The sequence below is a fragment of the bacterium genome, assembly GCA_018814885.1.
In the GTDB taxonomy this organism is placed as follows: domain Bacteria; phylum Krumholzibacteriota; class Krumholzibacteriia; order LZORAL124-64-63; family LZORAL124-64-63; genus JAHIYU01.
This window is the reverse complement of record JAHIYU010000020.1, coordinates 1-12,095: the sequence shown is the minus strand read 5'-3', so window position 1 is coordinate 12,095 and position 12,095 is coordinate 1. Positions and strand designations below refer to the sequence as shown.

9 protein-coding genes are annotated in these 12,095 nt (G+C 67.4%); 4 read left to right on the top strand and 5 right to left on the bottom strand.

Going from position 1 to position 12,095, the window contains the following annotated elements; all coding sequences use genetic code 11:
• Nucleotides 1-179: 179 nt before the first annotated feature.
• Entirely contained in the window at nt 180-2,063 is a 1,884-nt protein-coding gene (locus tag KJ554_01055; GenBank protein ID MBU0740919.1) for an enoyl-CoA hydratase/isomerase family protein, read from the bottom strand.
• Nucleotides 2,064-2,295: 232 nt separating this feature from the next.
• Here KJ554_01055 and KJ554_01050 point away from each other — a divergent pair, with 232 nt between their 5' ends.
• From KJ554_01050 to KJ554_01035, 4 genes are read left to right on the top strand one after another with little or no spacing between them, the layout of a single operon-like run.
• The gene (locus KJ554_01050) at nt 2,296-3,540 is read left to right on the top strand and encodes a 2-hydroxyacyl-CoA dehydratase family protein (protein MBU0740918.1); all 1,245 of its coding nucleotides are present in this window, start codon (nt 2,296-2,298) and stop codon (nt 3,538-3,540) included.
• Complete coding sequence (locus KJ554_01045; protein ID MBU0740917.1) at nt 3,537-4,334, top strand: ATPase; 798 nt, start codon at nt 3,537-3,539, stop codon at nt 4,332-4,334. The genes KJ554_01050 and KJ554_01045 overlap by 4 nt, the downstream gene beginning before the upstream one ends.
• Before the next feature lies 1 nt (nt 4,335).
• Entirely contained in the window at nt 4,336-6,414 is a 2,079-nt protein-coding gene (locus KJ554_01040; GenBank protein ID MBU0740916.1) for an acetate--CoA ligase family protein, read from the top strand.
• A 3-nt stretch (nt 6,415-6,417) separates the two neighbouring features.
• Nucleotides 6,418-7,824 carry a sodium:solute symporter family protein gene (locus tag KJ554_01035; GenBank protein MBU0740915.1) on the top strand — a complete coding sequence of 469 codons (1,407 nt, stop codon included), beginning with the start codon at nt 6,418-6,420 and terminating at the stop codon, nt 7,822-7,824.
• Between the two features lie 672 nt (nt 7,825-8,496).
• On the opposite strand, the gene KJ554_01030 is transcribed toward KJ554_01035, so the two are convergent.
• The 4 genes from KJ554_01030 to KJ554_01015 form a co-directional block, all read right to left on the bottom strand.
• Nucleotides 8,497-8,829: a hypothetical protein gene (locus KJ554_01030; protein MBU0740914.1), complete on the bottom strand. Its 333-nt coding sequence runs from the start codon at nt 8,827-8,829 to the stop codon at nt 8,497-8,499.
• A gap of 55 nt (nt 8,830-8,884) precedes the next feature.
• A complete protein-coding gene (had, locus tag KJ554_01025; protein MBU0740913.1) occupies nt 8,885-9,952 on the bottom strand; it encodes a 6-hydroxycyclohex-1-ene-1-carbonyl-CoA dehydrogenase in 1,068 nt (355 codons plus the stop codon).
• A complete protein-coding gene (locus tag KJ554_01020) occupies nt 9,952-10,764 on the bottom strand; it encodes a hypothetical protein (GenBank protein ID MBU0740912.1) in 813 nt (270 codons plus the stop codon). The genes had and KJ554_01020 overlap by 1 nt, the downstream gene beginning before the upstream one ends.
• 25 nt (nt 10,765-10,789) lie before the next feature.
• On the bottom strand, nt 10,790-12,095 hold a 1,306-nt coding region (locus KJ554_01015), incomplete at its 5' end, for a 2-hydroxyacyl-CoA dehydratase family protein (protein MBU0740911.1).

Here is a 12,095-nt window from a genome sequence, read left to right as displayed (position 1 = left end):
CTTGCAGAACTCGGCCTCGATCTCGAGGGTCGGCTTTTCGGCCGCCGATTCTTTCGCCATGAATCTCACCTCACGCGGAATCTGGAGAAGCGGTGAACCTTCTGTCCGGGCGAAACATAATCACTGGGCACCCCACAGAAAAGGCGCATTTGCGGGACGGCCCGGTCCGAAACCGGCGCTCACCGGTCCCGGAAGGAGGGCTTGCGCTTGGCGAGGAATGCGGTGCAGCCCTCGGCCGCGTCCGCGGTTCCCGCGCAGATCCCGAACAGCCCCGCCTCGAGGCGGCAGGCGGCGTCGAGGCCCATGTTGGCCCCCTCGTTGACCGCCTTGAGGGCCAGGCGCAGGGTGACCGCCGACTTCGCGGCCAGCCCGGCGGCCAGCTCCCGGACCGCCGGCAGCAGCTCGTCCGGCGGCAGCACCTTGTTGACCAGGCCGAGCCGCAGCGCCTCGGCGGCCGGAACCATGCCGCCGGTCAGGATCAGCTCCAGGGCCGGCCCCTTGCCGATCAGTCGCGGCAGCCGCTGGGTGCCGCCGTAGCCGGGAATGATGCCCAGGTTGACCTCGGGCTGGCCCAGCATCAGGCCGGGACCGACCACGCGGGCGTGGCAGGCCATGGACAGCTCGGCGCCGCCGCCCAGGACGGGGCCGTTCACCGCGGCCACGACCGGCTTCTCGAAGGTCTCGATGCCGCGCAGGATCCGGTGGCCGCGGCGGCACTTGTCGGCGGCCGCCTCGGGCGTCTTCAGGACGGCCAGCTCGTTGATGTCGGCGCCGGCCAGCGAGCCGCCGTAGCTCGTGAGCACGACGCCCGCCACCTCGTCGTCGCTTCGCAGCTCGGCGAAGACGGCGGTCAGCTCGTTCATGGTGCGCTCGTCCAGGGCGTTGAGCACCTCGGGGCGGTGGATCGTCACGACGGCCAGCTCCCCGTCCCGCTCGAGCTTCACGTTGCGGCGGAAATCGGCCAGCTTTCCCCCGGCGATGCTCGTCGGGACCTCGTAGCCCGGGTTGGCCTCGGCGTAGGCGGTGCAGATCTCCCGGACGCGCTCGGCGCCCAGTTCCTCGGCCAGGTCCAGCAGGCCCGAGGCGAAGCCCAGGGCGTTGCGCGTCAGCCAGTTCAGGTCGGCCGGATCGCAGATGCCCCGGTCGACGACGAAGTAGGTGCGGCCCAGGAGCACGGCCAGGATGCGGTCGAGCACGGTCTTGCCGAGGGCCTCGTGGTAGGCCGACTCGCCAGGATTCTCGTGGTCCAGCCAGGGCGTGTTGGCCTGGGTCGAGAACACCTCGGGCGGCGCGAACCAGGGGGAGCCGGTCTCGGCCTCCTCCATCAGCTTCAGGCACTTCACGTTGAGCAGGTTGCCGCGGGTCAGGTCCATGACGTTGAAGGGGCCGCCGCCGCCGATGGCCTCGTTGACGATGCGGTCGACCTGCTCGACCGTGGCCAGCCCCTCGACGTGGATGCGGGCGGCCTCCGCGCAGTAGTTGCAGAAGATGTCGTCGGCCGCGAAGCAGGGCACGTCGGCGGTGACCACCGGCACCTTGCCCAGCTTCTTCAGCGTGGCCAGCATGCGCTCGCTGCAGGTCTCGTCGTCCGAGAGCACCACCTCGATGGGCAGGGCGCGCCAGGCGGGGAAGAAGGGATGGTTGACGAAGCAGCGCTGGGGCCGCTTCGTCCCGGCCGCGATCTGCGCGCGGGGCAGGCCGCTGGTGGCGAAGCCGATCAGGCAGTCGTCGCCGACGACCTGCTCGAGGTTGCCCAGGATGACCTTCTTGATCTTCAGGTCCTCGGTGGCCGCCTCGAGCACGTAGTCGCAGTCGGCCAGGTCGACCAGCTCCAGGGTGGGCACCAGCAGCTTCTCGATGGCCGCCGCCACCTTGGGACTGAGCTTGCCGCGGGATACGCCCTTGGCCACGTAGCCCTTGATGCGGGCGGCGCCGGCGTCGAGGGCCTCCTGCCTGATGTCGTGAAGGTAGACGCGCGACTCGGGGTCGCCGGCGAGGGCGGAGACGAATCCGTAGGCCAGGTCGGGGCCGATGGAGCCGGAGCCGATGACGCCGACGATCATGGATGACCTCCTGGAATCATGAGACGACCCGCCGCTCGATGTGGCGATGGGCGACCACCGCCGCTCGAATCCGCAGACCGCCGTTTCGTTGGGCCTGAAAGGCCATTCTCGCATCGCGTAAGTGGGATTTCAACCTTCAATGAAGCGATTGCGGGCGATTCGCGCCCGATTCTGGATGGAATGGACACCGCTGCGGTGGTAGGGTGGCGGAGGACGTCAACGAGGAGGGAAAATGGGAGACAAACCGGCCGGCGGCATCAAGAAAATCCAGGCCACGGGCCTGATGCGCAAGCTCATGGGCGCCTACTTCCAGGAGCTCGACCGGGCCGCCCGCACCGGCGACCGCAAGATCGCCTGGTGCACCAGCGTGGGGCCCGCCGAACTGCTGAGGTCCTTCGGCTTCCTCGTCTACTTTCCCGAGAACCACGGCGCCGTGCTGGGCTCCTCGCGCATGGCGGCCGACCTTATCCCGGCGGCCAATGCCCGGGGCTACTCGCCGGACATCTGCTCCTACCTGACCAGCGACGTGGGGTCGTATCTCAAGCGGCAGACCCCCCTGATAGAGGCCTTCGGCATGGCCGGCCTCCCGCAGGCCGACATCCTGGTCTACAACACCAACCAGTGCCGCGACGTGCAGGACTGGTTCGCCTTCTACCGGCGCGAGTGGGACGTGCCCCTGATCGGCATCGACACCCAGCGCGGCCTGGGCGAGATCACCCGCGACCACCTCGACGGCCTCATCGCCCAGCACAAGGCCCTGATCCCGACCCTGGAGGAAATCTCGGGCCGGGCCTTCGACCTCGACCGTCTCAAGGAGGTCGTGGCCTCGTCGTACCGCTGCACCCGGCTGTGGAAGAAGGTCCTGCGCCTGGCCGTCCACAGACCCAGCCCCATAACGTTCTTCGACGGCACCATCCACATGGGGCCGGCCGTGGTCCTGCGTGGCACCGCAGAGGCCGAGCAGTACTACGAGGTGCTCGTCGCGGAGCTCGAACAGCGCATCGCCGCCGGCGTGGCCGCCGTGGACGGCGAGCGGCACCGCTACTACTGGGAGGGCATGCCCGTCTGGGGCAAGCTGCGCGACCACGCCGAGCTGTTCTCGGCACAGAGGGCGTGCGTGGTGGCCTCCACCTACTGCAACAGCTGGATCTTCGAACCCCTGGACTGCGCCGATCCCTTCGAGGGCATGGCCCGCGCCTACACCGAGCTGTTCATCGTTCGCAGCGAGGACTTCAAGGAACGGTATTTGAAGACCATGTTCGAGACCTACGGCATCGACGGCATCATCTACCACGACGCCAAGACCTGCCCCAACAACTCGAATTGCCGCTATGGCATGCCCCAGCGCCTCACGGGCGAGACCGGCGTGCCCTACGTGACCATCAACGGCGACCTGAACGACCTGCGGCTCTACTCGGAGGAGCAGGTGCGGACCCAGTTCGAGGCGCTGGCCGAGCAGCTGCAGGAGGGCGCATGAGCGACTTCTACTGCGGCGTGGACATCGGCGCGTCGGCCACCAAGGTGACCCTGATCGACGGTGCCGGCGGAGTGCTGGCGCGCGTCGTCCGTCCCTCGGGCGTGGATTATGCCGCCATCGCGCGCGCGTGCCTGGACGAGGCTGTCGCCGCCGCCGATCGCGGGGACGGGCCCGCGGTCACGGTGTCCACGGGCTACGGCCGCGGCAACGTGGACTTCGCCGACGAGACCCGCACCGAGATCCACTGCCACGGCGTCGGCTGCTTCCACTCGGTGGGCCGGGGCATCACGGTCGTCGACATCGGCGGGCAGGACAACAAGGTCATCCGCCTGGACGACCGGGGCAAGCGCCTCGGGTTTCTGATGAACCGCAAGTGCGCCGCCGGCACCGGCGCGTTCATCGAGGAGATCGCCCTGCGGCTGGGCCTGACCGTCGGCGAGCTCGACGCGCTGGCGGCGGCCGCCGAACGGACCGTGCGCCTCGGCAGCTTCTGCACCGTCTTCTCCAAGACGGAGATCCTCTCGCACCTGCGCAACGGCGAGCCCGTAGAGGGTATCGTCCGCGGCGCCTTCGAGTCGGTAGTCGAGCGCATCGTGGAGATGGACCCGCTCGACGGTCTGGTCGTGGCCACGGGCGGTGTCGTCGCTCACAACCCGACCATCGTGGAGATCATCACGGAACGGCTCGGCCGCGAGGTGATCGTGCCCGAGGCGCCCCAGTTCACCGGGGCCCTGGGCGCCGCCCTGACCGCCCGTTCGCTGGATGACCGGAATCGCGCCAACGGAAAGGGATAGCATGCTGGACGGACTCTTCAGGCCCCGCGCCGTCGCCGTGATCGGCGCCTCGGCGAACCCCTACTCCATCGGCCACATCGTGGTGCGCAACCTCGTGCAGTACGGCTTCAAGGGCCCGGTCTTCCCCGTCAATCCCAAGGGCGGGGTGGTCCGCAGCATGCAGGCCTACAAGTCCATCCTGGACGTTCCCTGCGACGTGGATCTGGTCAACATCTCCATCCGCAACGTCTTCGTGCCGAAGGTCCTCGAGGAGTGCGGCAAGAAGGGCGTGAAGTTCGCCATCGTGCATTCGGCGGGCTTCAAGGAGGTGGGACCCGAGGGCGAGACCCTCGAACGCGAGATGGTCGAGACGGCCCGCCGCAACGGCATCCGCATCTTCGGCCCCAACAGCCAGGGCATCCAGAACGCCGATCCCGACGTGTCGGTCTACGCCAACTTCACGTTCGTGCCCCAGAAGCCCGGCAACGTGTCGATCGTCGCCCAGGGCGGCGGCATGGGGGAGATGCTCAAGCTCCACCTGCACAACGTCGGCCTGGGCCACAGGATGTACTGCAGCTACGGCAACGAATGCGACCTGGCGATGCCCGAGATCCTGACCTATTACGGGCAGGACGAGGGGACCCGCGTGATCATGATGCAGACCGAGAGCTTCAAGGATCCGCGGGCGTTCCTGGAGGCCGCGGCGGCCATCACGCCGCACAAGCCGATCCTCGCGATCAAGGCCGGGCGCACGACCGAGGGCTCGGTGGCCGTCTCCTCCCACACGGGCACGCTGGTGAACCAGGCGACCATGGCCGAGGCCATGTACCGCAAGGCCGGCGTCGTGCAGTTCACCGACACCCACCGGATGGTCAAGGCCGCCATCGCCATGTCGACCCAGGACCCGCCGCCGGGCAACCGCATCGGCATCATCACCAACACGGGCGGGCCGGGCATCCAGGCCGTCGACGAGTCGGTGAGCCGGGGGCTCGAGCTGGCGCGCTGGTCCGAAGCCGGCACCGCGAAGCTGCGCGAAAGCCTTTTCGCCGAGGCGAGCCTGGGCAACCCGGTCGACGTGGTCGCCACGGCCAATCACAACCACTACCACGCGGCCGTGAGCACCCTGCTGGCCGAGGCCGACACCGACATGGTCCTGGTCTTCTTCGTCACCGCGCCGTTCGCCGACACCGACGCCATCGCCGTGCGCATCAAGGAGGCCACCGAGGGTTCGGACAAGCCGGTGGTCGTGGTCGTGGAGACCTACAGCGAGATGTACGGGCTGATCGACAAGCTGCGGGCCGCCGACCTGCCGGTCTTCGAGTTCGCCGAGGACGGGGCCCGCGCCCTGGCGGCCATGAACCGCTACGCCCGGCTGCGTGCGCGTCCGCGCGAGGACGCTCCCGACCTGGACGTGGATCGCGCCGTCGCCGAGGCGATCCTGGCCCGCCACCGCGGCGCCGACGCCTACCTGCCGCAGGTGGATGCGTTCGCCCTGCTGGCCGCATACGGCGTGCCGGTGCCAGCGGTCGCGCCCATCGCCAGCGAAGGCGACTTGGCCTCCGCCGCGGCGACGACCGGCTTCCCCTGCGTGCTGAAGGTCGATGCGGCCGACGTGGTCCACAAGTCGGACGCCGGCGGCGTGGCGCTCGACATCGCCGACGCGGAGGAACTGCGGGACGCCTTCGCCGAGATGCGCGCCGCCTTCCCCGGCGACGGGATCGGGTTCCTGCTCATGGAACAGAAGCCGAAGGGCCGCGAGTTGATCGTGGGGGCCACGGTCTCGCCCGGCCTGGGCAGCCTGGTGCTGTTCGGCCTCGGCGGCGTGTTCGTGGAGGTGATGAAGGACGTGGCGGCCGCGGTCGCCCCGCTGAGCCGGCCCGAGGCGCGCGAGCTCATGGGGCTGATCCGGGGCCGCGCCGTGCTCGATGGCCTGCGCGGGGAGGAGGGTGTCGACATGGACGCCCTGGAGGACCTGCTGCTGCGCGTGTCCCGGCTGGCGGCCGACGCGCCGGAGATCGTCGAGATGGATCTCAACCCGGTGTTCGCCTACCCGGCCGGCGAGTCTCCAAGCGCCGTCGATGTCCGGATCAGGATCGAGTAGGCCATGGCCCATCTCGTCCCGCTGATCGTGATCGTCGTCTACCTGGTGGCCCTCTTCGGGGTCACCTGGTGGGCGCGGCGCCTTACCGCGCGAGGCGGCGGCGGCATTGTGGGGTACCTGCTGGCGGGACGCGGCCTGCCCACGGTGGTCGTGGCGTCGCTGCTGGCCGGCCTCGCGGTGGGCGGCGCCTCTACGATCGGCGTGGCCGAGCGGGCCTACACGGTGGGTATCTCGGCGGGCTGGTACAACGCGGCCTGGGCGGCAGGCGCCGCGGTCATGGGCCTCTTCGCCGCGCGGCGCTACCGGCGCTGGGAGATCACCACCCTGCCCGAACTGTTCGAGCGCCATTACGGCGTGGGCGGCCGGGTGCTCGGCGTGCTGGGGCAGCTCGTCATCCAGATCGTGATCACCTCGCTGCAGTACGTGGCCGGCGGCGCCATCCTCTCCTCCCTGCTCCCCGAGGTCTTCGATTTCCGTACGGGCATGGCCGTCACCGCCGCCGTCTTCGTGGGCATCACCCTGATCGGCGGCTTCTGGGCCGCGGGCCTGACCAATGTGGTCAACGTGATCGTGATCTACGCCGGAGTGTGCCTCGGCGCCGTGCTGACCGTCCGCGAGCTCGGGGGCGTGGGGGAGATTGTTGCACGCCTGCCGGCGGGCCATCCCGGGTTCGACCTCGACGGTGTGGGGATGGGGCTGATCGTAGCCTGGTTCATCGTGATGATCACCATGGCCCATTCCACCCAGTCGGTGATCCAGGTGGGGTTCGCGGCCAAGGATGAGCGTACCGCCGGCCGGGGCTACCTGCTGGGCGCGGCGATCATCGCGCCGGTGGGGTTCATCAGCGCACTGCTGGGCATGGCCGCCGTCGTGCTGTACCCGGGGATCGTACCGGCTGAGGCGCTGCCAAGAGTCGTGCTGGGGCTGCCTCCGCTGGCCGCTGGGATCATCCTGGCTGGGTTGTGGGCTGCTGACGTGAGCACAGCCTCGGCGCTGCTGCTCGGGAGCGCGACGCTGGTGTCCAACGATCTGGTGAAGCGGTTCTGGGCACCGGATCTGAGTGCGGCACGGGATCAGCTGGTTTGTCGGATCACGGTGCTCGTGCTCAGTGGGTTTACGTTCTTGTTGGCGCTGACGGTGACCGGGATCTTGAAGATGCTGCTGGTGGCTTTGACGCTGACGACTTCGTACACGCTGGTGGTGTTGATGACGATGCTGTGGCCGGGGGCGTGTCGGCGGGGGTCGGCGGTTTGGACGTTGGGGATGACGAAGTTGGCGCTGGTCGTGTGGTTGGTTGTGCCGGAGTCGTGGCGGGTTGTGTCGCATCCGGTGTATTTCCTGTGGGTGGTGAGTTTGGTGACGTTTGTTGTTGTGATGGTTGTTGATCGACGCCGGATATCGGTGCCGTGAAGTTGAGTATCGGCCTGGTGGTGGTCATCAATGATGCCAAGTTTGAAATCAGGACTGGAATGTCATGATGGCTCTGCTGGTTAGGCTCTTTGGGTGATCCCCCAGATCACGAAATAGGTTACAACGATACTCGACAGACTCGCAGCCAAGTCAAGGTAGTCGAAGGTGTATCGCACTCGAGCCAGAATGCCGGGCCGAGGTACAAGTTGGAGGAACTCCAACCCGACCGCGACGGCGCCGGCTATGAATGCCGCCCGAAGGGGCGTCAGGCGTGAGAGTCGTCCAGTACTTGAGAGGAGCAGGAATAACAATCCGGAAGAGCCGAGGATACTGGGAGCTACTCCAATGATCAGCGGCATGTTTACTGCGGTAACGAATCTGAGCAGCTTGATCGGGAGAATAAGGAAAAGACAAACTGTACCAAGCCTGCCCAGGAGGTTCTTGTTCTTGACGTTGACAGGATCCATCATCTGAAGCCTTCCCGTGGGGATATCGGCCACGGGCATATGCAGTTCGACGATATGCCACGATCAAGATCGCGTTGGCTTCAGCTGCAAAGACGTTGGGTGCAGCCCCGGCCCTGCCAGGGGCGCGACAAGTGGCTTCGGCAGCTGGAAGCTCGTGTTAGAACTCAGAGGGGTAGTTGTCAGATCAAGTCGCGGTCAATACAACTCAAAGCTCCTCAACTTGAAGCCTGCTTGTTCCAAGATCTACAATGATAGACTGACCCGTCACGTCGAACCATCGCTCGAACGTCTCCAGATCTCTTGTCTTGGGCCACTGGCTTTCGTCCAGATTCCAAGCTTCGAGTTCCATTTCGAAGATCTCTTTGAAAAAGTTCGCCAGCGGGACTGTTTCCGATTCTCCCCGCGGATCCTCTGGAGCTAGATATACGGAACAATGGTCGCGAAGCGCTTCTGCCGCGTCAACTGGGTCGTCGTCAATGCTCGCAGCCCGGAGGATATATGGCTCCTTAGGCCGAACAAGGAACGCAGATCGATTCACGGCAGCCCAAACCCACCCCACACGTCACACCACGCCACCCAGATCCCCATCCTCCTTACGGCACCAGCACCGCCCGTTTCTTCAGCGTCCCCGCATGAGCAGCATCCAGCACCTCGTTGATCTCCGACAACCCATGCCTCTCCACAAACGGCGAAACCTTCAACCGCCCTGCCCCGATCCACTCCAGCACCTCCGGGTACAGCTCCGGATCGCACCCCCAGTTCCCCCGCATGGTGGCGTCGAAGGCCATCAGGTTGCTCAGACGCACCTCGAGCTTTGCCATCGTGAAGCCCACGATGGACAGGTGCGCGCCCTGTCCCATCAGGGCGAAGGCCGTCTCCTGGCCCGGTTTCGTGCCCGACATCTCGAAGATGCGCTGGCAGACCGGTGGCATCCCGAGGGCCTTGCCCACCTCCTTCACGCGGCCCTTGATCTCCTTGATCGACAGGCCGCTGACGTCGATCACGGCGTCGGCGCCGTGTTCGGCGGCCAGCGCCAGCTTGTCGGCGTCCACGTCCAGGGCGATCACCTTGGCACCCGTCGCGGCCGCGATCTGGACGCCGTGGATGCCGATGCCGCCGGCGCCGATGCAGATGGCCAGTCCGCCCTCGGTCAGGCCCGAGCTGCGCACCGCCTGGAACGGGGTGGTGACCGCGTCGGCCACGACCGACAGCTCCCACAGTTCGTGGTTCGCCAGCACCGTGTCGGGCACCGGGCACAGGTAGCGCGCCGGGACCGTCACGTGGCTCGCGAAGCCGCCGTGTCGGTCGTTGCCTGGCATTACCTGTCCGCGGCAGATCCGCCGCTCACCCGCCTTGCACAGGGCGCATTCCCCGCAAGGCATCACCGCGGGCACCAGCACGGTACGCCCCACCAGCGCCTTGTCCACGCCGTCGCCCGCCTCAAGCACCGTGCCGCTGATCTCGTGCCCGAGCGTCAGGGGAGCCGGCGCCCGGGTCGGCACGCCCAGGTGCAGGAAGGAGATGTCGGTATGGCACACGCCGCAGCCCGCCACCTCGATGACGGCCTCGCCGGGTGGGGGAGGCGCGAGGGGCTCGGTCCGCAGCTCGCAGGGCTCGCCCTGCGACGTCATCATCCAACGATCGACGGTGCGCTCGCTCATCATGCTTCTCCTTGTTTGCAGTGATCCATCTGTCGGGACCGCAGGCCCCACAGGGCCGCGCCCAGGGCGCCGGCCAGGATGGGTTCGGGTACGGCCTCGACAGGCATCCCGATCTTATTGGACAATGCCTGCAGAACGCCGGGAAAGTATTCGGCCACGCCGCCGGTGACGCGGATCGTGCCGCGGAAGTGGCCGATCTCCACCACGCGGTCCGCGATGGAGTGGATGCAGCCGAGGGCGACCTCCTCCCGCGTGGCGCCGTCGCGCAGCTTCTCGAGGATGTCCTGTCCGGAGAACATGGAGCAGTAGCTGCCCACGTCGACGGGCGACTCGGCCATGGCGGCCATCTCCTGCATCCGGGTGGGACTGACGTCTAGATGACGGGCAGCGAAGATCAGGAAAGTGCCGATGCCGGCGGCGCAGCGCCGCAATGTGTGGATCGCCGTCGGATGACCGCGGTCGTTCACGTGGACGACCTTGGGGTCGCGGCCGCCGATGTTGACGACGGTCATCTCGTGGGGGTGGTGATGGAAGGCGCCGAGGGCGTGGCACGCCGTCTCGCCGCGGAACGTGGTCGCCATGGGCACGCAGTTCTCGGCGAAACCCGTGGCGCAGATCCCCGAGAGGTCGTCCGCGCCCACGTGGGCGTCGTCGAGCACGGTGTTGAACGCCTCGGTCACCCGGTCCTGGAAGTAGCCCCGGCGGGCGACGACCGTGCTTCCGAGCAGGTTGCCCTCGGCGTCGATGACCACCGCCTTGACGCATTCCGTGCCCACGTCGATGCCGACGCCGATCGTCTTCCGGTCCTTCATGTTTCCGCTCCCGTCGCGTTCCCGCTCAGCCGACGTCGCTGGACGCCAGCTCCTGCATCTCGATGAAATCGCGCAGCTTTTGCATGATCTGGTTGGTCGAGTAGAGCCGCAGATCGTGGGTGTCCGACTCGAGCACGAGGGCGTGCAGGCCCGTGCGGCGCCTGAGCCTGACCTCGAGCCCGTAACGCACGTTGCTCTGGTAGGGCGCGGTACGACCCTCGTGGTAGACCACACCGTCGATGCCGAAGTCCCGGAAGCGGCGCACGAGGTAGTCCTCCTTGAAGCCGTCCGACCGGTTGTGGAAGATGCCCGTGTAGACGCGCGCCATGCTCTCGATCGGGTTCTTGGGGTCGATGCGGTCGAGGGCGGCGATATCGCAGTAGGTCGACGCCACGACCGCCGTCCTCTGGTTCAGGAACATGTCCGCCAGCTGCCGCAGGGCCGGCCAGATCGGCGGGCCCTCCCAGAAGAAGCGGAAGCGTTCGCCCGGCACCGCGGCCACCTTCGAGGCGATCCGCTCCTCGATCTCCGCTTTCAGCAGCGTGTAGTACTCGACGGCCTCCGGCGTGCCGCGCATGACGATGGACGGCGCGATGTGGATGAGCATGTCGAAGAAGGTCAGCGGCGCCGGCATGGCGCGGCACATGTCCAGGATCTCACGCCACAGACGCGTGCATGTGTTGGTCAGCTTGACCACTTCGGACAGCCGGTCGATGTCGAGCCTGCGACCGGTCGCGTGCTCGAGCTTCTCGATCAGGTGGAAGATCTGCCGGCTTGCCGAGTCGACCTCGATGGGGCCGATCTCGTCCAGGGCTGCCGGCGGATGGAGGCCGATCACCGGCACCCCGAAGTGGCGGCCGTAGTACTCGAACCAGCGGATCAGGTCGTACCCGTAGTTCGTGCTGTAGGCCAGCACGTCCGGCGCGGGCGGACCGGCGACGCCGTACACGGAGACCAGGGGACTGTCGCCCGCGAGCATGGCGCCCACGTCGCTGGCCATGGACGAACTAGCGAATTGCGAGAAGCCTTCCTGCATCGCCCTGGGGATGTACTTGCCCGCCTGGCGGCTGGCGCCGATCAGCGCCGCGTGGTTCTCGGGGAAGTAGACGGACAGATCCAGGGCGCGCAGGACCTCGACCGGCCCCGTGCCGGAGCACCAGGCGATCCGGCGGTCGGGGTCGGTGCCGGCCTCCTGCAGGTCGCGGTAGTAGCGGGTCATCAGCTCCTTGAGCTTCGGCGCCGTCGCCAGCGGAGCGCGGCTCGCCGGCATGCCGCCGCCCGGAGCGGGGCGCATGGGTCGCACGGCCGGGCGTCCGCCCGCAGTCTGCGGG

Bases quoted from the DNA above. Each gene is read 5' to 3' on its own strand.
- KJ554_01055 (MBU0740919.1), bottom strand. From the start codon at position 2,063: ATGATCGTCGGCGTCATCGGCTCCGGCTCCATCGGCCCCGACCTGGCC.
- KJ554_01050 (MBU0740918.1), top strand. From the start codon at position 2,296: ATGGGAGACAAACCGGCCGGCGGCATCAAGAAAATCCAGGCCACGGGC.
- KJ554_01045 (MBU0740917.1), top strand. From the start codon at position 3,537: ATGAGCGACTTCTACTGCGGCGTGGACATCGGCGCGTCGGCCACCAAG.
- KJ554_01040 (MBU0740916.1), top strand. From the start codon at position 4,336: ATGCTGGACGGACTCTTCAGGCCCCGCGCCGTCGCCGTGATCGGCGCC.
- KJ554_01035 (MBU0740915.1), top strand. From the start codon at position 6,418: ATGGCCCATCTCGTCCCGCTGATCGTGATCGTCGTCTACCTGGTGGCC.
- had (MBU0740913.1), bottom strand. From the start codon at position 9,952: ATGAGCGAGCGCACCGTCGATCGTTGGATGATGACGTCGCAGGGCGAG.
- KJ554_01020 (MBU0740912.1), bottom strand. From the start codon at position 10,764: ATGAAGGACCGGAAGACGATCGGCGTCGGCATCGACGTGGGCACGGAA.